The sequence below is a fragment of the Myxococcus sp. CA033 genome, assembly GCF_013336625.1.
Lineage (GTDB): Bacteria > Myxococcota > Myxococcia > Myxococcales > Myxococcaceae > Myxococcus > Myxococcus llanfairpwllgwyngyllgogerychwyrndrobwllllantysiliogogogochensis.
On the sequence record NZ_JABUMU010000026.1, the window covers coordinates 144,913 to 166,635 of the forward strand.

Genomic DNA, 21,723 nt, shown 5'->3' on the forward strand with positions numbered 1-21,723 from the left:
GATGGGCTGAGCCAGTGCCTTCCTTGGAGCCACTGGAGAAGCGTGTACGCGCCAGGCTGTGCAGCCGCGTTCACATCGACCTCTGGATTGTGCAATGAATTGCACAGCCCTGACATGGGCGCCGTCGAGGATGGGGAGACTGGGACAGGGCCAGCTTCTTGCTGGGCGACCGGGCATGAATACCCTCAGGCATCTGTCGACCTGGTCGTCGTTCGTGGCGCTCGGATGGGTCCTCCTCGCGCCAGGAGTCGGCCGTGCATCGGAAGCCGAAGCGTCGCCCGGTGAGATGGCGTCAAGCCCACAGCCTCTCAGCCCGGCCCCGCTGGTGGACGCGCCTCGGGAGGAGAGTGGTGGACGGTATGTGGGGCGCATCGCGGCTGAGTTCGGACTGATGGCCGCGACCTCGATGGCGGCGGCGATCCCCGGAATGCTCATCGGCGCGACGAGCTTGCGGGAGGATCCACCGTCCCGCTTCGACTTCGTGAACCTCGAGGGAGCAGGGCGTGGGTTTCTCGTGGGGGCCGCGATAGGTGCTCCGCTGGGCGTCTGGTTGGGTGGGCGGGCCACCCGGGGCCGAGGGACCTTCGGGGGCGTATTGCTGGGGGCTGGAACCGGGGGCGGCCTTGGGCTGCTGGCCTCGGCGCTGGTTCCGAAGAAGCACGAGGATATCGCGCCGCTACTCTTCCCGGCATTCGCCATGGCCGGCTCACTCATCGGCTACGAGGTGTCCCACGCCTCGAACATGGCGCCTTCGGCCCCCGCCGCCGAGGTGAGCATCCTGCCGGTGCTCGCCCTCGACGCGAAGGGAAGCATGCTCGGCCTGTCGGGCCGGTTCTGACGACCCCGACGCAGGTGCTCGGGACCACCGGGCGCGAGGAGCAGGCCGACGCACTGGCGCGCTGGCTGCGAATACACCTCGAGGTGGATGAGACCGCGCCGGAAGCGCTGCGCTCCGCCTGACTCACGACGCACGAGACACCGAACCCGAAGTGACACCGCGTGGGAGCAGCAGGCCTACGTCAAAGCCTCCAACACGGGGGTCAACGACAACTTTGGCCTGCGCCTGGCGCTCTCGGCGGACGGCCACCTGCTGGGTGTGGGTGCCCCCTACGAGGACAGCAAGGCGAAAGGCATCAACGGCAACCAGGCGGACAACAGCAGCGAGGACAGTGGAGCCGTCTACCTCTTCAAGCTCTGAGCCGCCCCCTCGCGGGCCTGCATCGATGCCGCGCCAAGCCCGCGTTTTCACTGGGGCCGGGGAGGAATCATCGGTCGACCGATGATTCCGGTCCCTCCGCGTCGTTTGGGTGTGGATGATAGAGACCACACCCTCCCCGCCCCCGATGACCGCCTTCGACGCGCTCGTGCGACCGCACCGCCGCGCGCTGCATCTCCACTGCTACCGCATGGTCGGCTCATTCGCGGAGGCCGACGACCTGGTGCAGGAAACGCTGCTGCGCGCGTGGAATGCGCGCGATGCGTTCGACGCGAGCGGCGGTGAAGCCGGGATGCGGCGCTGGCTGTACCGCATCGCCACGAACGCCTGCCTCGACCACCTGCGAAGCTCTTCGCGGCAGGCGGCCTCCGCGCGCTCGTTCGCCGAGATTCCCTGGCTGCAGCCCTACCCGGACGTCCTGCTTGAAGAGGAGGCCGTCACGCGCGAGTCCATCGCCCTGGGCTACCTGGCCGTCATCCAGCGACTGCCGCCGAGGCAGCGGGCGGCCTTCGTGTTGTGCGAGCTCCTGGACGGGTCCGCGGCCGAGACGGCCTCCCTGCTGGAGACCTCGGTCGCGGCGGTCAACAGCAGCCTCCAGCGTGCCCGCGCCACGCTCTCCCGCCACGAGCCCCCCGCGCGCGGCGACGCGGTGAGCGCCGACGAGCGCGCGCTGCTGGAGGCGTTCATCTCGGCGCACCAGAGCGGCGACTGCAAGGCGTCCATCGCGCTGCTCACGCGCGACGTGCGGGTGACCATGCCCCCACTGCCCGCGTGTTTCGAGGGCGTGGACCAGGTGCTCCCGCTCATGGAGCGAGCGAATGCCATGGGCGAGTGGCGACTGGTGCCGGCGTGGGCCAACCGCATGCCCGCGGCCATGAGCTACCTGCGGCGACCGGGAGACCCCTCGTTCCGCGCCTTCAAGCTCGACGTGCTGCATGTACGCGACGGCCGCATCCACGAGATTACGACGTTCGAACCCAGGCTGATGGCCGCCTTCGGTCTGCCGGAGGTGCTCGCGTGAGAACGCTCCTTGTCGCGCTGTCCCTCCTCGCCAGCTCCTGCTCCTCCACTCCCTCCTCCCGAGGCGCTTCCTCCATGACGACCCCCACCCTCCCGACGAAGACCGGCCATGCCCAGGTGAATGGCCTGCGCCTCTATTACGAGGTGCGCGGCGTCCCCGCTGACGGAGCCCTGCCGCTCGTGTTGCTGCACGGAGGACTCCACAACACCCTGATGGACGCGCCGGTCGCGACGCGCCTCGCGCAGGGACGCCAGGTCATCTCGGTCGACCTCCAGGGCCACGGCAGGACCGCCGACATCGACCGACCCCTGCGCTACGAGCAGTTGGCGGACGACCTCGCGGCCCTGCTCGACGAGCTGCGCGTGCCGCAAGCAGATGTACTGGGCTACTCGCTCGGCGGGGGCGTCGGCCTGCGCCTCGCCGTCCAACATCCGTCGCGGGTGCGCAAGCTCGTCGTGGTGAGTTCGCCGTTCAGCAGTACCGGCTGGTACCCGGAGGTGGCCACGGCGTTCCAGCACCTGACGGGCGCGCTCGCCGACATGATGAAGCCCGCGCCGGTGTACCAGACCTACGCCGCCATCGCGCCCGATGCGACGGGCTTCGCGCGCCTCATCGACAAGACCGGCGAGCTCCAGCGCCGTCCCTACGACTGGTCCGTGGAGGTGTCGAAGCTCGCCATGCCCGTGCTCCTCGTGTTCGCGGACGCGGACTCCATGCCGCCCTCGTACATCGCGCGGTTCTACGAGCTGCTCGGCGGAGGCCAGCGCGACGGTGGCCTCGACGGCAGCGGTCGCCCCAAGTCGAGCCTCGCCATCCTGCCCGGCCACACGCACTACGACCTGTTCGAGTCCCCCGCGATGATTACAACCGTCGAGCCCTTCCTCGGGCCCTGACCTGCCGCGCGAAGCCGGACCTTCCGCGTCAGGCGCCCCCAATCCGGTCACTGCGTGATACGCGCGTCAATGCCTGTCCACAGCCCTTCCCACGTCCGGCAAGAAGCCCTCTGAAGTGCGACAGACGCCGCTGCATTCCTTCCGCGGTTGACCGGAGGGCGTTAGTTATTGGTGACGTATATCTTCTTGAAAGTGCGGTTTGGACGGTCGACCTGGGGGTCGTTGCTCAGGGTGATGGATGTCTGGGACAGCGCGCCAACGGTGGTGAGCTCCCGGGCCTGTTGATTGAAGAGGAACGAATCGGGAGCGCCAGGATGCCTGCGCCAGGAGGGCGGCGTCAGGCCCTGGTTCAAGTGCCTGGGGCCGGTCCACCGAGACGAACTCCACGCATGGCTCGCACCGAGCGCGTAAGGCTCTCAATGGATACCGAGTGGCCGCGCTCCGCCAACAGCTCGACGAGCACCGCCATCGACGCGTCATCGCCGAGCGCCATGAGCGCCTGGCTGCGCGAATCACTCGCCAGCCACGTGAGCGCCGCGCGTGGTGCCAGGCCCTTGCCCTGACGCAGCCGGTCCTCGACCTCGGGCTTCAGCGCGGAGTGCCCTGCGTTCGCGAGGGACATCACGCGGTCATAGTCGACAGAGCCGTCCGCATCGAACACGGTGGGCTCGAACACTTCATCGAACGTCGCGTGGTCGTGGATGTCGGGGGTGAACTCGGTCCAACCGCGCGCCCCACACACCACCGTGCGTCGGCACCGGTCCGCGTCGACGCACGTGGTGCCATCCAGCAACACGAGTGCGGCTTCACACGAGCGCGCCACCAATACCGCGCCGCCGTCGCCCCACGCTCCACTCACGATGCCGAGCCCGCCGCCGACAATCAGGTCGCCCTTTATCTCGACGCGTGCGCTCGCGGCGAAGCGCACGTTTCTCGCTCGCACGTCGCCAGTCACGACCAGCGCGCTCGACAGGTAGTCGTTGGTCCTGCACACGAGGTCACCACTCGTCTCGAGGTCTCCATCGATGACGACGGCCCATGGGCCGCGCCCGCTCTTGATGGTGTCCTCGCAACGCACGCTGGCATTGACGATGCGCGGCACGACGATGCCATTGGTCTCCGGGTCGTTGAACTCCTCGGTCTCCAGGAACGAGGTGAGCCAATCCGCTCCGGCAAACCGCCTGGCGACTTCCGCGAACGTCGTCACTTCACCGAGTTCATCGAGCCGAATCATGGGCCTGTTCAGAACTCGGCGACGACGTTGATGACCTTGCCGTCCTGCGCCATCACTCGAAGGCGGCTGAATCCCCAGACCTGGCTTGTCTGAACCGCCTTCACATGCAGCACGCCGTCCTGCTTGCTTCCCGAGAGAGCAATCTGCATTTCGGCGACTGCGTTATCGTCACGAGCCTGGGTCGTGCCCGAGAAGAAGAAGCTGCCACTCACGGGCGCGCCGAGTGTCTGGATGACCTGCTGATGGTTCACGACCCGCGCGAGTGCCTCCTCATGGGGAAACTGACCCCGGAACCACATGCCGCCGCAGCCGCAGCACATCAACGGAAGTCCCACCAGCGCTCCAAGCACCCACTTCAGCGTCGGCGACATTCCTGGCTCCCGGCCCGTCTGGGCCTGACGACGTGACGGGGAGCACTCTAAGCGTGCGCTGCCTATACCGATAGAAACGAACGGGAACCCCGGCGCGCAAGCCGTCCGAGGAGGAGCACGAGCGCGAAGGCAAACGGCGCCGAGGCGCCCGCCCCTGGATGCGCCTCACAGCCACATCCGGACGTCCCTGGCCTCTCATTCCCGGTTCCAGGGTCGACGGGAGGCGGCGACGCGCCCCTCCTGGAGGAACTCCAGAGTCCACGCCATTGGACGCCACCGCGACATTCCGTTCGTGGAGGCCCGGACCTCATAGGTCGAATGGCCCCCGCTCCACTGCTCGCCCTCGGGGCGGTAGGCGAAGTGGACCTGCCTCATGACGGAGGCCACGTCGAAGGGCGCGCTGACCGCCGTGCTCGTGGGCGCGGCGACGGACTCGGCGGGAGGTCGTGAGCGACAGCCCATCCAGGCGAGGAGCGCGACACCCAGACAGAGGCGCAGGGCTCCCCTGGATGCGTGACGAGGGAAAGTGGAAGGCATGGCGGTCGTGAGGTGGGGGATGAGTGCTTCCGCCGGGCCCGGAAAGCATCGAGAGGAGCAGGTGCTCCCTGTTGAGTCGTGGACGCCAGCTTGCACCACCTGGGCCACGACGGTGTCTGCCTGATATTGCGTCCCGCGGGCGTCGTCTGCGCAAGGCGTTGCACGGTGCTGCGCAGCGGCCTGCTCGACCCGGTGGTTCACGCGCCGGAGTCCGTGGTGAATGTCGCAGGATGGAAACACCCTGAAAGGAACCGCACGCATGCCGCAGCGACTCTTGTTGATGCTCTTCGGAATGTTGGTGTCCTGCGCCACCACGCCGAGCCCCAGTGACGCGCTCAAGACTCCCGCACCGGTGCCCGGCCGACCGCTCGCGCTGCCGGTGAAGTTCAGCGAGGACCGATTCTTCGTGCAGCCCGTGACGCGCGAAGGGCAGACGTTGACGTTCTACACGGACACGGGGGGAGGCCTCTTCATCCTGGCGGATGCCGTGACGCGACTGGGCCTGCAACGGATTGCCAGAGCGGCAGGAAGTGAGGATTCCGAGGACTGGGTACGGATGCCTGACTTCCGAAATGAAGCCTGGATGCCAATGCCCGAAGGCACCGAGGGACAGCTCCCCGTAGCGGCAATGGAGAGGGTCCTGTCTGAACTCGGGGATGGATTGCTCGGTCAGGGCTGGTTCGCCGGACGGGTCTGGACCTTCGACTACCCCGGCGGAAAGCTGTGGCTGCGCGCGGCGAGAGACGTTCCGGAGGTTGCTCCCGCGCACCGGGTGGCGCTGGGGTTTCCTACGGATGCGACGGGAAAGCGGCAGGCGAACTTTCCTCGCATCCAGGTTCGGGTGGACGGAGAGACGCTCGACCTGCTCTTCGACACGGGCGCGATGCTGTCTCTCACGGAGTCCGCCAGGAAGGTGCTCGCGGATGAGCGGCCGGCGACCCGGGCGACGAACTTCATCACTCGCTCCACCTTCGAGCGCTGGCACCAGCGTCACCCGGACTGGCGGGTCATCGAGGATGGAGACACCTACCTTCCAGGCTCAACGCTCATCGAGGTTCCCCGCATCGAGGTGGCGGGTCATGAGGTCGGCCCTGTCTGGTTCACCACCCGGCCCGACCCGAACTTCCGTGAGTTCATGTCGCAGTTCATGGACAAGCCCGTCGAAGGAGCCTTGGGAGGCAATGCGCTGAGGTTCTTTCGCGTGACGGTCGACTACGACCAGGCGGTGGCCGTCTTCGAACGCGCTCCTTGAGAGGCCCCGGCGTCCGTCGCGCAGGCCCCTGCGGGAGGGGGGCCCCGTAGCGGACGTCCTTTCGTTCATTCCAGAGTATCCCTATAGGCTGGGGCCATGTCTGTTCGCGTGGGCTCGCCCCTCCTGATGATCGTGGTCGTGTTGCCGGTGACGGTCCTCATTGGGGGCCTGGACTTCTTCGCCCTCTCCGCCATGGTCCGCCAGGCACAGGTGGCGAGCTGGCCCTCCGTGCAGGGCACCATCACCCGGAGCGAGGTGATGATGGTGCACACGAGCAAGGGCTCCAGGCGCGAGGTGAAGCTGGCCTACACCTACTCCGTCGACGGGCAGCCCTACGAGGGCGACAAGCACAGCTTCAACGCGGGGAGCTCGGGGATACACAGGTACGAGGAGGAGCAGCTCGCGCGCTACCCCCTCGGGGCCAGCGTCCCCGTGTACTACCGGCCTGGTCAGCCCTCGGAGGCGGTGTTGCAGGCGGGCATGGATAGCTGGGGGCTGTTCACGCTCATGGGCGCGATGCCTTTCAACCTGGTGATGTTCTGGCTGTGGGTCGTGGTGAGGTGGACCCCGAAGAAAGAAGAGCCGTTCCGCTTGTCCACCTTCATCCGGGAGGACGGCAGCGAGTGCGTGACGCTCGATGGGCCGCGGCCGGCCATCCGGGTCTCCCTGGCCCTGGTGGGCGCCTCCCAGGCGTGCTTCGCGCTCGGGGGATTCATGGGGGGATTCACCGCCCCGCTGCCCGTGGGCGTGGGGACCTGGGGGGTCATCATCGCCTGCGGTGTACTCGCCGGGCGGTGGGCGCGCGAACGGCTGAAGTCAGGGCACCATGACGTGCGCCTCCACACCCAGGCGCGAAGCCTCTCCCTGCCGCCCTTCTCCGAACGCAAACACCGGCTCGACGTCCGGTGGCGCGATGTGCGGTCTCTCCGCGTCGAACCCCAGCTTCACATGCCCAAGAAGGAGCGGGTGAGCAGCTATCAGCTCACTCTCCAGCTCTCCACCGCCGACGGCGAGGCGCGCCAGGAAGCCATCGCCAGCTTCCCCGACCAGGAGGAGGCAGACGCGCTGGCACACTGGCTGCGAACGCACCTCGAGGTTGGCGAGGGCGCCCCGGAAGAGCTGCGCTCCGCCTGACTCACGGCCCATCGTTGTCGCACGACACGGGCTCCGGGCAGGGGGCAGGCCTGGAGTCCCGTGTGCCCCTTACCGCACCTTCTCGGTGGCGCGGGTGATACGCCCGAAGTCGAAGTTCTCCGAGGGGTCCTTCTTGTCGGGGTTGGTCTCCTTGTGGCCCACGACGTTCTTGGTGGGGACGTCGTAGCGCTTGGAGAGATAGGGCACGAGCTGCTCGAGCGCCTTGTATTGCTCTTCGGTGTAGCCATCCTTGCCGTCGCCGTCGTTGACGATTTCGATGCCGATGGAGCGGTCGTTGACGTCCTTCGACTTGTCACCGTGCACAGCCCCCCCACCGGCGTGCCAGGCACGCTTCTCGTCGGCGACGAGATGATAGATGGTCCCATCCTTTCCAATCACGTAGTGGGCGCTGACCTTGCCGCCGTTCTTCTTCTCCTTGATCTTCCGAAGGACTTCACCGGCAAGACCGCCCCCCTCGCCGGTGAGCGTCTCCAGGCTGCTCTTGTCGGACTTGTCGGCGGTGTGGTGAAGGACGATGGTGTCGATGTCCGTTCCGTTGCGGGACTCGTCGTAGCGGTCCGATCTGGCCGGACGGACTTGCATCTTCGGCGTCGGGTTTTTCGGGTCGGTGGACGGAGGCGTCAGGGGCGCCGGGTCCGGGCAGTTCGGCCCACCGGGACTGGCGTTCGACGGCGCCGGGCCCGGGTGCGGGCAGGGAGTTGTCCTTGGCGCTGGAACAGGTTCGAAGCTGTCCACGGGGCCCGGCGAGGGTGCGGGCCGTGGAGTGGGCGTGGGCCGAGGACTCGGCTCGTCCTTCAAGTAGCGGACGATGCTGTTGTCGACGATGCGCTTCAGGGGACCAAGCATGGGGAAATCCTGGGGTGTGGGGATGGAACGGGAGCAACCGTGAGCCTGCTCCTCTGCGAGCACTTGCCTGGTCCACAGAGCAAGGCGCAGGCCACCTCCAACCATGCGAAAGGACGAAGCCCCGCCGCCCGCGTTGTAGGCCGCAGCCTGCAACTGGAGCCGAAGCTGTTGTCTGGAGCCTGCACGGCGTCATCCGCCACGTGATGCGAACCCCGCCCGGCGTTCTCGTGGAGTTCCACAGCACCCTGAATGCTCACCGGAGCCATTGGCCGAGCCGGTCCCACCGAGCCCTGCCTTCGGGTGCCCACGAGAAGAAGATGTAGGAGCCCACACCGCGGATGTTGGCTTCCGGCACGGCGCCGAAGTAACGCGAGTCGAAGCTGTTGTCGCGATTGTCTCCCAGGACGAAGAGGTGCCCCTCGGGGACCTTGCAGCTCGTGCCCTCGAGTTCGAGGTGGGCTGGGCATCGTCCCTCTTCCGTCGGGAGGGACGCTCCTTCCCCGCCGACCTGGATGAGGTAGTTGAGTTCTCCCAACAACTCCTCGTACACCGCGCATCCGGGCGCCTGCCGCGGCGGGTCGGTTGCGATGCACGCGTCCTCGGTGAGCCGGCGCGAGACGGGCTGGCCGTTCAGCCACAGCCTGCCAGCTTCCATCCGCACGGTGTCACCGCCCAATGCGACGATGCGCTGCAGAAAAGGTCCTTCTGAAGTGTGCGGGGGGTCGAACACCAACACCTCACCGCGCAGCAGAGGGCGACGCCTCAGCGGAGGCGCGACCGTGGCGTCCGCAATGAGCACTTCTCCCTGCAGGAGGGAGGGATGCATTCCCCCGGACGGCATGCGCCAGGACGTCGTGACGCTGGCGCGAATCTCATTCAGCACCACGCTGCTCGCGAGCCAGATTCCCACCACTATCAGCAGCGCACGCCAGCGCGAGGGCACGCCCACGGCGGGTGGAGCCACACGCGCCACATCCACGACGGCCGCCACGTACAGCGCCAGCATCACCACGACGCCGACGAAGCCCACGAACGGCAGGCTCGCGCTGAGCACCACGATGGCGCCCACCCACAGCGCTCCGCGGAGCCACCGTCCCATGAGTGCATGGCCCACACCGGGATTGAACAGCGCGAGGAGGGTCGCCACGGCCCTGCGCCGGAATGAGAGAGGCCGGGGCGGGGGCATGGCTGATTCGGCTTCGACCGTCATCGCCGGAGCATCCGCGAAGAGAGCGGCCCTGCACAACCGTCCTGGCCCCACTCCTCCGCTGTCGAATGGACGCTCGGTTACGACGTGGGTCAGCCCACGACCGCGGTGGCTTCAATCTCGACGAGGACGCCCGGCTCGAAGAGCACGGAGACTCCGATGAGAGAGGCCGGCGCTGGCGAAATCTGCAACTCGGCGGCGACCTGCTCGATGCCGGCGAGGAAGGCGGGCATCATCTCGGGCTTCCAGTCGACCACGTAGAACGTCAGTCGGACGACGTCACGGAACGTCGCCCCAGCGGCCGCGAGCGCGATGGCGACGTTGCGGTAGGACCGCGCCACCTGTCCCGCCAGGTCACCGCGTGCGACGAGCTGGCCATTCGAGTCGTACGCGACCTGCCCCGCGACGTGCACCTGCCGGGTGCCGGTGGCAATCGCCACCTGTCGGTATCCATACGCGTCTGTCTTCGGGAGTCCTTCGGGGTTGAGCAGGGTGACGGGCATGAGTGCGCTCCAGTGGGCTGTGCCGGGAAGCGTTTCGGGGACGTCGCCGCCCCGGCGTGAAGAGGTGATTGCCGGACTCGTATACCGAGGCCATTGACGAATGGCGTTCGCCTCTCCAGCGACGCTGGGGGCTACAATGAGGGCCCTCCATGAAACGCGCCCAGTTGGATGAGATTTTCGTCTTCATGTCCGTCGTGGACGCGGGCAGCTTCGTGGGCGGAGGCCGGGCCGTCGGACTGACACGCTCGACGGCTGGCAAGGCCCTGGCCCGGCTGGAAGCCCGCCTTGGGGTGCGGCTGCTCAATCGCACGACGCGCCACGTGAGTCTCACCGACGATGGCCGTGTCTTCCATGAGCATTGCCTGCAAGTCCTGGCGGCCCTGGACGAAGCGGAAGCCAGCGTCGGTCAGCGCACGGGCCACCCCCGAGGGACTTTGCGGCTCACCGTGCCCGACGCATTCGGCAGACGGCATGTCCTCCCCTTGCTGCGGGACTATCTGCGGACCTGGCCCGACGTGCAGGCAGAGGTGAGCTTCACGGACCGCGTCGCGGATATCATCGAGGAGGGTTACGACCTGGCCGTGCGCATCAACACGACCAGCACCGACACGCGCCTGGTTTCACGGCTCGTGGCTCAACACCGGGCGGTCCTCTGTGCCGCGCCTGCATACCTCGAAGCGCGCGGCGAGCCTGAAACGCTGGAGGAACTCGCGACGCATGATTGCCTGATATTCAGCAGCCGGACGCGACGACAACACTGGCAGTTGCGCAAGAAGGGCGGCTCCTCGGTGAAGGTGGAGGGGCGAAGCCGCCTTCGTCTCGACAGCGGCGAGGCGCTCCGGGATGCGGCCGTCGCGGGACAGGGCATCGTTTATCTTCCCGACTTTCTGGTCGACGAAGACCTGGCGAATGGGCGGCTCAAGGCGCTGCTGCCGTCGTGCGAGACGGAGGTCGTCCCCATCATGGCCATCTACCCGAGCAAACGATACCTGCCAGCGAAGGTGCGACGCTTCATCGACCTGATGGTCGCGCAATGGAGCGCGAAGTCTCGCCAGCGCCCCTGAGCCAGGGCTTATTCCTGGCTGATGTCACCTTTGTGCACGCCATTGTCGCGGTGCTGGAAATGACGGCAGCGTGAAGTGTGTGAAGACGGGCCGGTCGAGTCGCGCCTCTCGCTGACTCTCCCCGAGGAGTTCTTCATGCACCGTGTCATGAGCTGGATGCTCATCCTGGCCGCCGTCTGCCTCGCAGCTCCCGCCCAGGCGCGCGACTGGTTCGTCCGCGCGGGTTCCACGGGAGGTGATGGCTCGCGGGAAAGGCCCTTCGCCGACCCCTGGATGGCGCTGGAGCGCCTGGAGGCGAACGACGCGGTCCACGTCGCCGCGGGGCGGTATTACGGCAAGCTGGAGCGTGGAAACTGGGAGCTCGTCTTCCCAGGAGTCCGGTTGCTCGGCGGCTATGACGCGGCCTTCCAGGAGCGCAACCCATGGAAGAACCTCACCGAGCTCACCTGGCGCAAGGGCTCGCCAAACCGTCCGGATGTTTCGCTCGCCCGAGTCAGCACCAGCGCCCAGCGAGACACGGCGGGCTCGACCATCGATGGCTTCTTCATCGACATGCAGGACACCTATGACTACGTCGGCGAGGGCGGCAACTTCGACGCGAGCGCCCTCCACCGCAACGGCGCCGTGGACCTGGCCAGGGGCGGCGTCCTGCGCAACTGCATGATTGTCAATTCCCTCCACGCCGTGCGCACGTCGCCCGGAGCCGTGGTGGAGAACAACGTCATCGTCAACTCCATCTCCGCCGCCATCATCTCCAAGGGCGGCGGAGACCAGGACCCGCCCGTCACCATCCGGAACAACACCGTCGCGTTCATCTGGGCCACCAAGGCCATCGCCGAGGGCGGCACCGATGGCGCCGGCATCGACGTGACGAACAAGGCGCTCCTGGAGAACAACCTCGTCGTCCACTCCGACAACCACGGCGCCCAGGTGACGGTGCCCTCCAAGGTGACGCTCCAGGGCAACGCGTTCTGGAGGAACCTCTTCTCGAACGCCGCCTTCTACTTCGAGGGCAAGAAGTCCTCGCTCGATGACTCCGACATCGCGGACGCCGAGGACGTGGGCTTCGCGCGGGCGGGCGGCAACGTCGCCGTGGACCCGAAGCTCCCCTTCGAGCAGGCCTGGTACGAGCGGTTCACCCGCCGCGAGGGGCGCGGGAAGAAGTTCGACGCGATGGCCTGGGAGGAGACACGCACCGGCGCGGGCTTCCCCGCCACGGGCGAGCCCCTCACCCTCTTCGCGCCCGCCTATCCGCCGGGGGCCGTCCCCCAGCTCGTCACTCCAGGCAATGCCTCACTCACGCAGGGAGCTCGCGCGAAGGGACTCAAGCTGACCTTCTCCACGGCCTCCTCGGCGGCGCCGGCCAAGGTCTACACACGGGTGAGTCTCACCAGCATCCAGGCGAACCCGAAGGGCCACGACGGCAAGGACGTGGAGGTCATCGTCGGAAGCCAGGGCGTGGCGAACCCGGACAACGGCCCGGTGGGCACCTCGCGGGAGACCCACAAGGCCGTCTTCCTGGTCGACGAGAAGAACGAGGCGCGGGCCACGGGACTCTTCAGGAAGGGAACCGCCGCCGAGCGCGTCATCGACGCCATCCCCAACTACGGCTCGGGCCCGCCCAGGGACCTCTTCGTCGTGCGAGGCACCGCGAGAGCCCGCGAGGGCAATCCTCGGTACGCCCTCGTCATCGACTCGGTCGAGCCCTACGAGAAGGAGATCGCCATGGCCGCCCGCCCGAAGGGACGGGACTGGTTCGTGCGTGCCGGCGCGACCGAGGGCGATGGCTCGCGCGAGCGGCCCTTCAAGGACCCCTTCCAGGCGTTGGAGCAGGCCCAGCGCGGAGACCGCATCCTGGTCTCGCAGGGCGAGTACGGCGGCAAGCTGAAGAGCGGCAAGTGGGTGGTGGACGGTAAGCAATACCTCACGCTGCTCGGAGGATGGGACCGGGACTTCCAGCGCAGGGACCCCTGGAATACCCCCACCCTCCTCCACTGGCCGTCCGACTCGAAGACGTCTCCGCAGGGGTACCTGCTGGAGGGCAATGGCGACCACACCGGGCTCATCGTGGATGGCTTCGTCTTGGATCGCCGCACGCTCAACCGGTATGACCCGGACGGCTTCCTGGACGTCAACCTCTCTCCCGACAGCGAGCACGTCTGGGTGTCCTCGCCGGAGACGGTGATTCGCAACTGCACCTTCGTCAACGGCGCGGGCGCCGCGGTCCGGATGAGCAACGCGGTGACGTTCGAGAACAACATCGTGGTGAACATGGTCTCCGACGGCATCCGCGTCACCGGAGGCTTCGGCACGCGGCCCGCGAGGATTCGCGACAACACCTTCCTGTTCATCTGGAACCGCAACCGCCCCCATGACGGCTCCAGCTCCACGGGCACCGGGGTCGCGCTGGGAGGCAACGCGCCCGCGGTGCTGGACGGGAATGTGTTCCAGTACATCGACAACTTCGCGGTGCGCTCCAGCGCCAATCCGGGCGAGGTGGTCCTGACGGACAACGCGTTCTTCCGCAACTGGGCCGCGTTCCGCTCCACGCAGGGGACACCACCGCCCACGGTGGACGAGAAGTCCATGCACCTGCTGGCGGACCTCCCCTTCAAGAAGCAGGCAGGCAACATCGTCGCCGACGGAGGATTCGACCTGGACCCCGCGATCTACGCGAGCTGGTTCGCTCGAACCTCGAAGCAGACCAATCGCTTCACCGCCGAGGAGTGGGAGCAGGTCTCACCGCCGTCAATCGGCGCGGAGCCGGCGAAGGCCGGGCTGGGCAAGGCGTTTGACTGGAAGGCGGCCGCGCAGCTGTTTCCGAAGAACGCCCAGGTGAAGGGCGCGCGGCCCAGGAAGCTGGAGACCGGGGGATGACCATGAAGAAGACACTGACCGCGGGGATGCTCGTGCTGCTTGTCGCCCTGCCCGCCGGGGCGGATGAAATCGACGACAAGGTGCGCGCCGTTGAAGACAACCTCAGCCGCATCAAGGACAAGCTCGACGGCATCGGCTCCGACTCGAGTTCCAGCGACATCGACGCCGCGCTCGACACCCTGGGCAACGTCAGGAATGACGTGGAGCGACTCAGGTCGCTGAATCCGCCGAATGACCCGGCCAAGGCGATGGCGAACTCCTACCTGGACTTCATTCAGAAGTTCCGGGAGTCGGCGCAGTCCCTGAAGCGGATGAAGGACGCGCAGGTGAAGGCGGACGAGTCCCGCCTCGCCGAGCGCTGCAACGAGGCCGAAAGGAACCTGAAGTCCTTCATCCAGACGTTCGTCGACAAGAAAGACCCGACGGGGATCGTCAAGATTCCAGATGAGGCCGAGAAGATTGGCCGCTCCTACAGCGACGAATACCGGAAGCACCAGGAGGTCCACAACGAGTTGGACCGCTGGCGGAGTTCCGCCCAGAGTTTCTCCGAGTCCCACAACCGCTGGTCGGACGTGAAGAGCAAACTCCACGAAGGCGTCAACGATATCGGGAGCCGCTGGAATCGGCGGATGGACGAGACGAAGTCGAAGTGCGTCGAGCTCGCGAAGGGCAAGGAGTTCGACGCGGCGAAGGACGCGATGTCGAAGCTCGGCAACTTCGGGCAGGTCCGCACGGTGATACGCAAGCAGCTCGATGAGCGGCTGCAGACCATCGCCTCGAAGGTCAGGGACCTGGACTCTCGCAGCGGCGATGCGTCCTCGGAAATCTCCGAAGCGCTTCGCGCCGTGGATGACGTGCTCGGCTTCCTGGGCAACCTGAAGGACATCCAGGGCGAGGACTCAGAGGCCCGCCAGCTCGTGGAGCGCTGGCCGGCGCACACCAGGTCGCTGAAGGAAGCCATCGAGTCGATTCGCAGGCTGAAGTCCGAGCAGTACTTCCTCGAAGGAGACGTCCGAGCCTGCCGCGCGGACGAGGTCCGGCTCCAGGAGACGATTCGTGAGCAGGTCGGCAACAAGGACAACCACGCGCAAGGGGTCGTGAAGCTCAAGGAGATGTCCGACTCACTTGAACGGACGTGGACGGGCAAGAAGGCGGAGACCGACCGCCAGAAAGAGGCGATGGAGCGCCGCGCGGTGGCCGCCAAGGCCTTCTCCTTCACCGAGGGGAACTGGTCGAGCATCAAGAGCAACCTCGATGCCTCCGCCGACAAGATACTTGCCTACTGGAATACCCGGCGCTCGGAGATCTACGAGAAGGACCCGTGCAAGAACCTCGTCCTCGGAGAGAAGAACCCCGACGTCGCGCGCGCGGATCAGGAGCTCAAGCGCTACGCGGGGGGCATCGCGGAGAACTACCGCGCACTCCGAAAGGACTTCCTGGAATGGGAGCGTGATGTCCTCGCGTTCCGGAAGACCGCGAAGCAGGACGCCGATGCAATCCGCGACGCCTTCTGCAAGGAGTACGACTGGGAGCAGAAGGTGAAGGAGATTTCGGACAGCTATGCGTCGACGCTCAACAGCCAGTGGGGTTCAATCACCGGGCGATATGACCGCATGTTGAAGGCCGTCGAGGTCCTCGTCGCGGAGAAGAAGGTCAAGTCCGCACCGAAGCTCCAGAATGCGCTCATCTCGAGGATGAAGAGCATCGAGAACATCAAGGAGGGCCAGTTGCTCGGCTCGAACAGCCCGAAGGTCCGGGCGCACATCCGATACGGACAGGAAGAGCACAAGCGCCGCCAGGCCTCGAGCTGTTCGGAGGGTTCGGAGATCTCCATCGAGGCCACGTACTGCGACAATCCGAACCCGCGTTACAAGGGCCGCGGGTGTCGGATTGACTGCATCCACCAATGCCAGGTCCTGGAGATCAAACCCGACAACATCGCCGAGATGGAGAAGGGCGACAAGCAAGGGGAAGAGTACACGAAGGCATTGCACAAGAAGTACAAGGCGCTCGGCGATGCCATGTTCAAGGAGTCCGGTTACGAGGAACTCGCGGACTGCGAGGACAGGACGAACAAGCGACTCAACCTCTCAAAACACTCCGTGGTGCCGTATCCGTTCTGTGCGGACCGGGACGGGAGCTTCTTCCCGATGCTGGGCGAGATGCCCACCGACCAGCCGCCCGAAAATCCGAACGACGGCTGAGCGCCACCCGCTCCAGACGTGAGGCTGCTACGGTCCTGAGTCACGGCGCATGACGGAGCATCCTCGAGAACTCGACCTGACGAAGCTTCCCCACCTCCGCTCGGAGGAGGTGAAGCTTCTCTGGGTCTCCGACTACTGGGATGGCCCCCTCGAGGGAATGGCCGAGTACCGCGGCGAGCGATGCTTCTATGTCGTCGCGGAGCCAGAGCTCATCGCCGCGCCCGACGAGATGCGGCGGTGGGTGCTGTACCAACTGACTTCGGAGCAGCTCAGGGAGGAGGAGCGGTGGCAGGCCCTCTTCGTTCTACACGTCGGTGCTCATTGGGACTTCACGGGGACGCCAGCGCCTGAAGGAGCGCATCCTCACCCAGAGCGGTTCTACGAGCCCTACCAGGTCGAGTACCGCCCTCCTCTGCTCGGTGCAGGGCAGGCGATGGGGTGGGTCGAGGACTTCGCCTCCTCAAGCGGTCAGTCGCAATAGTCGCCGCGCCGGTCGGTGGCGACGAGACGGGTGCGACCTTTTCCACCACAGGAGATGCGCAGAAGGTCTCCACGCTTGAAGCCGCGGTCCACCCCATCGTCGATGCTGGTGACGATGTTCGCGCGCTTGCCGTGTCCCCGCCCGACGGTGTTGTTGTGCAGGTCCATGCGCTTCTCGATCTTCGGATTCTTCGGCCGCATTTCGTGCGCATTGCCAAGCGCCTTCGCCCAGAGCTCTGAATGGTAGAACGTCAGCAGCCCCATCCAGTAGGCATGCTTGAACGCGTCTCCCTTTCCGTTGTGAAGCTTTCCGTAACCCTTCCCCTTGCGCTCAGCGACCTTGCCGAGGGCGAACGAACTCGCGCAGAAATCCGGAAAGGCAGCGCAGAGCCTCTTTTCCGCGGGCCCGAGCCCCAGTGTCTCGAATTCGCCTGATGCGGCTTCCTTTGGCGCCTCGGGCAGTCCTTCGAGCTTCTTCCCGAAACGTTGCGCGAACTCCGGAGTGGACTCCGGCGTCACGCCCTCCTTCCGGAGATCTTCGAGCGCCTCGAGCACCTTGTCGGGGTCGACCGAATCGATGCGTTTGGCCAGTGCATCCGCGGACGAAGCATCAAAACCCTTGGGACGCGGGTGGTCCTTGATGAACTGGTCCGCATCCTTGGACAGTGCCTCGTCACTGACGTCGAGCGCCTCGACCTCGGCGACAATCTCGGGGGATGCCTCAATCTGCTCCGGCTCCTGCTCTTCCCCTTCAGGCGCTCCAGCGCTCGCATGGGCTGGCGTCAGGACGACCAGGCAGGCCAGTGACAGCAGGGGTAATCTTCTTTCCGAAAGCCTCTTCGCCGCTCGTGACATTTCGATTCCTCCTTCGCTGATGCCATGCATCAGGACTGAGGTAATCGCTCCCCTTGCGATGCCACAGAGGCGCACCGGCGTTCAGGCAGGACACCGCACGTCTTGGGCAGAAAATTCAGTCCGGTGCTCACAAGAGGCGCCATGCCAGTGCTGCACCCACCCCACGACTTCGGTGACAAGGAGGACCTGGCCCGCGGGGGATGCGCGTGCCAGGCCGAGCGAGCCCCTCGCTCGAACGTGACCGACGCGCCCGAGGTGCGGGACGGCGCCTTCGCGTGAAACAGCGGGTCGACGCGCACAGCCCCCGTGAAGTTCTCGGCGGGCCCCTGACGCGGGGCCTGCGAGCCACTCGATCCGTGGGCCCGAAGGGAATTTGGCAATGGGCCCTGAAGCTGCGATTGAAGATGGGCTGCTTTGACAGGACGCCTTCGCTGAACGGACACCGCCGCTCGGGGCGCCACGCGTGGCCCCTGTGACTCACACGGACACTCTTCATGAAGACGACGCTCCTCCCACAGCTTCAGGTTTTCCTCGTGGTGGCACGCCTGAAGAGCTTCAGCGCGGCGGCGCGCGAGCTCAGCGTCTCTCCGGCGGCCGTGAGCCAGTCCGTGCGCCAGCTCGAGGCGCAGCTTCGGGTGGTGCTCTTCGCCCGCACCACCCGCAGCATGTCCCTCACGGACGCGGGACGGCGGCTGCTGGAGGGGGCGGGACCCGGCATCGGCCAGGCGCTCGCGAGCCTCACGGAGGTGTCGGCGCAGCCCGGCGAGGCGGTGGGGCAGCTGAAGCTGACGGTGCCGGAAATCGCGGTGCCCTTCGTCATCACCCCGGTGCTGCCGGCCTTCCGTGCGCGCCACCCGCGAGTGGAGGTGGAGGTCGTCGCCGAAAACCGACTCGTGGACATCGTCGCGGAGGGCTACGACGCGGGCGTGCGGCTGCACGAGGCCATCGAGCGCGACATGGTGCAGATACGCCTCTCCCCCGCCTTCCGCTTCGTCGTGGTGGGTGCGCCTTCGTATCTCGAGCGACACGGCACGCCACAGCGACCCGAGGACCTGCTGCGTCACGAGTGCTTCACCATCCGCATGCCCTCGAGCGGAGGGCTCTACGCCTGGGAGCTGGAGCGCGGGCGCAGGAACTGGCGGGTACCGGTGCGAGGCGGCGTGCTCACCAATGACCGTGCACTGACGCTGGCCCTGGTGGAGCAGGGGCTGGGGCTGGCGTACGTCTTCGAGCCGGCGGTGAAGGAGCAACTGCGCACCGGCCGGCTCGTGCGCGTGCTCGAGGAGTACGCGCCCACCGTGCCCGGGTTCTTCCTCTACTTCCCCAGCAGGGCACAGCGCTCGGGGCCCCTGCGCCTCTTCATCGACGTGGCCAAGGAGCTCGCGGTGAAGACGGTGTGAGGATTGCCAGCAAAACCACCGACTACCTGCCGCGGCCTCCGGTCACTCGTCGTAGCGCCGGATGCGCCGCGGCAGGTGACGGGCATCGTATCGCTCATGTTGCTGTATTTGAGTTGCGAGAGCATCACTGGGTCTACTCACCAGAACTTCAGTGAAATGCAAACACGACACTGCTTTGGATAGGGGCGCATGAGAGGGCAACGCCCGACTCCCTCCCCCATGTCCGGGCCAGTGGAGATGCGCCCGTTCGCCACCCTCGCCAGCTTTTCGCGGAAACTCCCGCCCGCACCGGTGCAGCGCAGGATTCCTGGCAATAGGAAGCGTCCTCGTTCGAATCACTGAGCGTGCGTCCCACCTGGCAACGACGGCAGCCTCATCACCGCAGGTGGTGCTCTGGATGGCGCACAGTGAAGGGAATTCTCCCTGGAGCCCCAGCGATTCCCGCGTCCCCTTGCTCGCCTGGAAAATCCCACATGCTGAGATTCTGGTGCGTGCCCAATTTTGGAGAATCTCCAGGACAATGGGATTCTGCATGGAGCATGTCCGACCCCCTCGACACTCACTGCAGCCCGCCAGACAGACTGTGTCTCGTATTGCCGCGCGCCCCGCGCATACTTGAATACAACTGTTGATGTTTCACTGGTGGCTCGACCACCGGGTGCTGCAGCGAGGGCGTCAGCCATCCTTGGCGATGGCTTGATACATTTTGCCCGGCCCCTTCCATCCCCGTGACGACGCACCGACAGCCTGTCGGTCGGCAAATGCTCGCGCTACCTGGCCCCCCAGGGCTGGCGCTCGGAGTCTGTAATGAGCAGTGGGAACAAGAACCTCGAGAAGCTCACCCCCAAGCAGCGCGCTCTGTACGAACTGCTTCTCAAGGAAAAGAAGGGACAGCTCCAGGACGCGACCACGAAGGCGGTGGAGCGGACCATCCCGCGCCGGGAGGACACCGGGCCCGCACCCGCTTCCTTCCCGCAGCAGAGACTGTGGGTGGTGGACCAGCTCGAGGGCGGTCGCGCCTTCGCCTACAACGTCCACATCACCGTCCAGTTCACCGGCGCGCTGGATGTCGCCCTGCTGGAACGCTGTGTGAACCAGGTGGTGCGGCGCCACGAGTCGCTGCGCACCGTGTTCGCCGCGCGCGAGGACGGCATCCCCGTCCAGGTGGTGCTGCCGGAGCTGCGCTTGCTCGTCCCGGTCGAGGACGTCTCGCACCTGTCGAAAGAGGAGCAGGACGCCGAGGTGGAGCGGCGCACCAGCGAGGAGTCCCAGCGTCTGTTCGACCTGGCGCGCGGGCCGCTCTTGCGCGGCAAGGTGCTGCGGCTGGGCCCCGACAACCACGTGGCCCTCGTCACCATGCACCACCTGGTAACGGACCGCTGGTCCCTGGGCGTCTTCGTCCGCGAGCTGATGGCCTTCTACGCCACAGGCGTCACCGGCCAGTCGCATGACCTGCCCGAGCCCGCCATCCAGTACTCCGACTTCGCCGTCTGGCAGCGCGAGCGCATGCAAGGCGAACGGCTGCGCACGGAGCTGGAGTTCTGGAAGCAGCACCTGCGCACACTGCCCGCGCCGCTGGAGCTGCCCACCGACAGGCCCCGCCCGCCCGAGCAGACCTACCGCGGCTCCCGCCAGTTCGTCACCCTGCCGGTGGCCCTGACGCGCGCCCTCAAGGAGATCAGCCAGCAGGAGGGGGCCACCCTCTTCATGACGCTCTTGGCCACGTTCCAGACGTTGATGCACCGGCACTCGCGACAGACCGACATCACCGTCGGCTCGCCCATCGCGGGTCGCAACGTGCCGGAGCTGGAGACGCTGATCGGCTTCTTCGTCAACACGCTGGTGCTGCGCAATGACCTGGGCGGCAACCCCACCTTCCGCGAGCTGCTGCGCCGCGCGAAGGAGGTGTGCATGGCCGCGTACGCACACCAGGAGCTGCCCTTCGAGAAGCTGGTGGAGGAGCTGCAGCCCCCGCGTGACTTGAGCCGTCACCCGTTGTTCCAGGTGATGTTCAGCTTCCAGAACACCCCGCGCCAGGACCTGTCGATGCCGGGGTTGCAGTCCACCTATCTGCTGGTGGACCCGGGCTCGGCCAAGTTCGACCTGCTCCTGGAGCTGCGCGAGGACCGACCGGACGAAATCTTCGGCTGGCTCGAATACAACACCGACCTGTTCGACGTCGCGACCATCCAGCGGATGCGCGGGCACTTCTACTCGCTGCTCGGCGCGGTGGCGGAGAACCCGGACACGCGGCTGTCCGAGCTGCCCCTGCTCACCCAGGAGGAGCAGCTCCAACTGCTCTCCGACTTTCAGGGCCAGCAGGACGACTTCCCGCGCGACGTGTGCCTGCACTCACTCATCGAGGCCCAGGCTCGCCGCACTCCCGACGCGGAGGCACTGCGCTTCGAGGACTCTGCTCTTTCATACGCGCAGCTCGACTCACGCTCCAACCAACTGGCGTGGCACCTGCGCTCCCTTGGCGCTCGCCCGGGTTCTCTCGTCGGCGTCTGCCTGGAGCGCTCGCTCGACCTCGTCGTCGCGCTGCTCGCCGTCCTCAAGTCCGGCGCCGCCTACGTTCCCCTGGACCCCGCGTATCCCCGCGAGCGCC

Annotated in this window: 21 protein-coding genes; 14 read left to right on the forward strand and 7 right to left on the reverse strand. The window is 66.5% G+C overall.

The window, feature by feature from the left end:
* Window positions 1–286: 286 nt before the first annotated feature.
* The 4 genes from HUA78_RS38465 to HUA78_RS38480 all read left to right on the forward strand — a co-directional run bounded on the left by HUA78_RS38465 (window position 287) and on the right by HUA78_RS38480 (window position 3,130).
* A complete protein-coding gene (locus tag HUA78_RS38465; protein WP_217442758.1) occupies window positions 287–838 on the forward strand; it encodes a hypothetical protein in 552 nt (183 codons plus the stop codon).
* Window positions 839–925: 87 nt separating this feature from the next.
* Window positions 926–1,198 (forward strand): FG-GAP repeat protein, encoded by a 273-nt coding sequence (locus HUA78_RS38470; RefSeq protein WP_174478459.1) that lies wholly within the window; start codon window positions 926–928, stop codon window positions 1,196–1,198.
* Window positions 1,199–1,343: 145 nt separating this feature from the next.
* Window positions 1,344–2,237 (forward strand): RNA polymerase subunit sigma-70, encoded by an 894-nt coding sequence (locus HUA78_RS38475; protein WP_217442759.1) that lies wholly within the window; start codon window positions 1,344–1,346, stop codon window positions 2,235–2,237.
* A 74-nt stretch (window positions 2,238–2,311) separates the two neighbouring features.
* Window positions 2,312–3,130 carry an alpha/beta fold hydrolase gene (locus HUA78_RS38480; RefSeq protein ID WP_174478461.1) on the forward strand — a complete coding sequence of 273 codons (819 nt, stop codon included), beginning with the start codon at window positions 2,312–2,314 and terminating at the stop codon, window positions 3,128–3,130.
* Window positions 3,131–3,479: 349 nt separating this feature from the next.
* On the opposite strand, the gene HUA78_RS38485 is transcribed toward HUA78_RS38480, so the two are convergent.
* From HUA78_RS38485 to HUA78_RS47865, 3 genes are all read right to left on the reverse strand, one after another.
* Entirely contained in the window at window positions 3,480–4,364 is an 885-nt protein-coding gene (locus tag HUA78_RS38485; RefSeq protein ID WP_174478462.1) for a hypothetical protein, read from the reverse strand.
* An 8-nt stretch (window positions 4,365–4,372) separates the two neighbouring features.
* The gene (locus HUA78_RS38490) at window positions 4,373–4,735 is read right to left on the reverse strand and encodes a cytochrome c oxidase assembly factor Coa1 family protein (protein WP_174458762.1); all 363 of its coding nucleotides are present in this window, start codon (window positions 4,733–4,735) and stop codon (window positions 4,373–4,375) included.
* A 62-nt stretch (window positions 4,736–4,797) separates the two neighbouring features.
* The gene (locus HUA78_RS47865) at window positions 4,798–5,046 is read right to left on the reverse strand and encodes an MYXO-CTERM sorting domain-containing protein (RefSeq protein WP_371745762.1); all 249 of its coding nucleotides are present in this window, start codon (window positions 5,044–5,046) and stop codon (window positions 4,798–4,800) included.
* A gap of 62 nt (window positions 5,047–5,108) precedes the next feature.
* Between HUA78_RS47865 and HUA78_RS38495 the strand changes: the two genes are divergently transcribed.
* The 3 genes from HUA78_RS38495 (at window position 5,109) to HUA78_RS38505 (ending at window position 7,658) form a co-directional block, all read left to right on the forward strand.
* Entirely contained in the window at window positions 5,109–5,252 is a 144-nt protein-coding gene (locus tag HUA78_RS38495) for a hypothetical protein (RefSeq protein ID WP_174458763.1), read from the forward strand.
* 279 nt (window positions 5,253–5,531) lie between these two features.
* Window positions 5,532–6,524, forward strand: a complete 993-nt coding sequence (locus HUA78_RS38500) for a hypothetical protein (protein WP_174478463.1) — start codon at window positions 5,532–5,534, stop codon at window positions 6,522–6,524.
* Between the two features lie 96 nt (window positions 6,525–6,620).
* Window positions 6,621–7,658 (forward strand): DUF3592 domain-containing protein, encoded by a 1,038-nt coding sequence (locus HUA78_RS38505; RefSeq protein ID WP_174478464.1) that lies wholly within the window; start codon window positions 6,621–6,623, stop codon window positions 7,656–7,658.
* Window positions 7,659–7,727: 69 nt separating this feature from the next.
* Here the strand turns inward: HUA78_RS38505 and HUA78_RS38510 are convergent, their stop codons facing one another.
* The 3 genes from HUA78_RS38510 to HUA78_RS38520 all read right to left on the reverse strand — a co-directional run bounded on the left by HUA78_RS38510 (window position 7,728) and on the right by HUA78_RS38520 (window position 10,235).
* Window positions 7,728–8,525 carry an N-acetylmuramoyl-L-alanine amidase gene (locus tag HUA78_RS38510; protein WP_174478465.1) on the reverse strand — a complete coding sequence of 266 codons (798 nt, stop codon included), beginning with the start codon at window positions 8,523–8,525 and terminating at the stop codon, window positions 7,728–7,730.
* Between the two features lie 253 nt (window positions 8,526–8,778).
* Window positions 8,779–9,672 carry a signal peptidase I gene (gene lepB, locus HUA78_RS46915; RefSeq protein ID WP_174465694.1) on the reverse strand — a complete coding sequence of 298 codons (894 nt, stop codon included), beginning with the start codon at window positions 9,670–9,672 and terminating at the stop codon, window positions 8,779–8,781.
* 152 nt (window positions 9,673–9,824) lie between these two features.
* Window positions 9,825–10,235 carry a RidA family protein gene (locus tag HUA78_RS38520; RefSeq protein WP_174458770.1) on the reverse strand — a complete coding sequence of 137 codons (411 nt, stop codon included), beginning with the start codon at window positions 10,233–10,235 and terminating at the stop codon, window positions 9,825–9,827.
* Window positions 10,236–10,384: 149 nt separating this feature from the next.
* Between HUA78_RS38520 and HUA78_RS38525 the strand changes: the two genes are divergently transcribed.
* The 4 genes from HUA78_RS38525 to HUA78_RS38540 all read left to right on the forward strand — a co-directional run bounded on the left by HUA78_RS38525 (window position 10,385) and on the right by HUA78_RS38540 (window position 16,861).
* Window positions 10,385–11,299 (forward strand): LysR family transcriptional regulator, encoded by a 915-nt coding sequence (locus HUA78_RS38525; RefSeq protein WP_174478466.1) that lies wholly within the window; start codon window positions 10,385–10,387, stop codon window positions 11,297–11,299.
* Between the two features lie 135 nt (window positions 11,300–11,434).
* Window positions 11,435–14,176: a right-handed parallel beta-helix repeat-containing protein gene (locus HUA78_RS38530; protein ID WP_174478467.1), complete on the forward strand. Its 2,742-nt coding sequence runs from the start codon at window positions 11,435–11,437 to the stop codon at window positions 14,174–14,176.
* A gap of 2 nt (window positions 14,177–14,178) precedes the next feature.
* On the forward strand, window positions 14,179–16,380 hold the full coding sequence (locus HUA78_RS38535; protein ID WP_174478468.1) for a hypothetical protein: 2,202 nt from the start codon (window positions 14,179–14,181) through the stop codon (window positions 16,378–16,380).
* A gap of 49 nt (window positions 16,381–16,429) precedes the next feature.
* On the forward strand, window positions 16,430–16,861 hold the full coding sequence (locus HUA78_RS38540) for a hypothetical protein (protein ID WP_174478469.1): 432 nt from the start codon (window positions 16,430–16,432) through the stop codon (window positions 16,859–16,861).
* Here the strand turns inward: HUA78_RS38540 and HUA78_RS38545 are convergent.
* A complete protein-coding gene (locus HUA78_RS38545; RefSeq protein WP_174478470.1) occupies window positions 16,849–17,745 on the reverse strand; it encodes a hypothetical protein in 897 nt (298 codons plus the stop codon). The genes HUA78_RS38540 and HUA78_RS38545 overlap by 13 nt on opposite strands.
* A gap of 111 nt (window positions 17,746–17,856) precedes the next feature.
* Between HUA78_RS38545 and HUA78_RS38550 the strand changes: the two genes are divergently transcribed.
* The 3 genes from HUA78_RS38550 to HUA78_RS38560 all read left to right on the forward strand — a co-directional run.
* A complete protein-coding gene (locus tag HUA78_RS38550; RefSeq protein ID WP_174478471.1) occupies window positions 17,857–17,994 on the forward strand; it encodes a hypothetical protein in 138 nt (45 codons plus the stop codon).
* A gap of 215 nt (window positions 17,995–18,209) precedes the next feature.
* On the forward strand, window positions 18,210–19,115 hold the full coding sequence (locus HUA78_RS38555) for a LysR family transcriptional regulator (RefSeq protein ID WP_174478472.1): 906 nt from the start codon (window positions 18,210–18,212) through the stop codon (window positions 19,113–19,115).
* A gap of 807 nt (window positions 19,116–19,922) precedes the next feature.
* Window positions 19,923–21,723, forward strand: a 1,801-nt coding sequence (locus tag HUA78_RS38560) for a condensation domain-containing protein (RefSeq protein ID WP_174478473.1), incomplete at its 3' end; no start/stop codon positions are given.

Bases quoted from the DNA above. Each gene is read 5' to 3' on its own strand.
- HUA78_RS38465 (WP_217442758.1), top strand. From the start codon at position 287: ATGGCGTCAAGCCCACAGCCTCTCAGCCCGGCCCCGCTGGTGGACGCG.
- HUA78_RS38470 (WP_174478459.1), top strand. From the start codon at position 926: ATGAGACCGCGCCGGAAGCGCTGCGCTCCGCCTGACTCACGACGCACG.
- HUA78_RS38475 (WP_217442759.1), top strand. From the start codon at position 1,344: ATGACCGCCTTCGACGCGCTCGTGCGACCGCACCGCCGCGCGCTGCAT.
- HUA78_RS38480 (WP_174478461.1), top strand. From the start codon at position 2,312: ATGACGACCCCCACCCTCCCGACGAAGACCGGCCATGCCCAGGTGAAT.
- HUA78_RS38485 (WP_174478462.1), bottom strand. From the start codon at position 4,364: ATGATTCGGCTCGATGAACTCGGTGAAGTGACGACGTTCGCGGAAGTC.
- HUA78_RS38490 (WP_174458762.1), bottom strand. From the start codon at position 4,735: ATGTCGCCGACGCTGAAGTGGGTGCTTGGAGCGCTGGTGGGACTTCCG.
- HUA78_RS47865 (WP_371745762.1), bottom strand. From the start codon at position 5,046: ATGAGGTCCGGGCCTCCACGAACGGAATGTCGCGGTGGCGTCCAATGG.
- HUA78_RS38495 (WP_174458763.1), top strand. From the start codon at position 5,109: ATGACGGAGGCCACGTCGAAGGGCGCGCTGACCGCCGTGCTCGTGGGC.
- HUA78_RS38500 (WP_174478463.1), top strand. From the start codon at position 5,532: ATGCCGCAGCGACTCTTGTTGATGCTCTTCGGAATGTTGGTGTCCTGC.
- HUA78_RS38505 (WP_174478464.1), top strand. From the start codon at position 6,621: ATGTCTGTTCGCGTGGGCTCGCCCCTCCTGATGATCGTGGTCGTGTTG.
- HUA78_RS38510 (WP_174478465.1), bottom strand. From the start codon at position 8,525: ATGCTTGGTCCCCTGAAGCGCATCGTCGACAACAGCATCGTCCGCTAC.
- HUA78_RS38520 (WP_174458770.1), bottom strand. From the start codon at position 10,235: ATGCCCGTCACCCTGCTCAACCCCGAAGGACTCCCGAAGACAGACGCG.
- HUA78_RS38525 (WP_174478466.1), top strand. From the start codon at position 10,385: ATGAAACGCGCCCAGTTGGATGAGATTTTCGTCTTCATGTCCGTCGTG.
- HUA78_RS38530 (WP_174478467.1), top strand. From the start codon at position 11,435: ATGCACCGTGTCATGAGCTGGATGCTCATCCTGGCCGCCGTCTGCCTC.
- HUA78_RS38535 (WP_174478468.1), top strand. From the start codon at position 14,179: ATGAAGAAGACACTGACCGCGGGGATGCTCGTGCTGCTTGTCGCCCTG.
- HUA78_RS38540 (WP_174478469.1), top strand. From the start codon at position 16,430: ATGACGGAGCATCCTCGAGAACTCGACCTGACGAAGCTTCCCCACCTC.
- HUA78_RS38545 (WP_174478470.1), bottom strand. From the start codon at position 17,745: ATGCATGGCATCAGCGAAGGAGGAATCGAAATGTCACGAGCGGCGAAG.
- HUA78_RS38550 (WP_174478471.1), top strand. From the start codon at position 17,857: ATGCCAGTGCTGCACCCACCCCACGACTTCGGTGACAAGGAGGACCTG.
- HUA78_RS38555 (WP_174478472.1), top strand. From the start codon at position 18,210: ATGAAGACGACGCTCCTCCCACAGCTTCAGGTTTTCCTCGTGGTGGCA.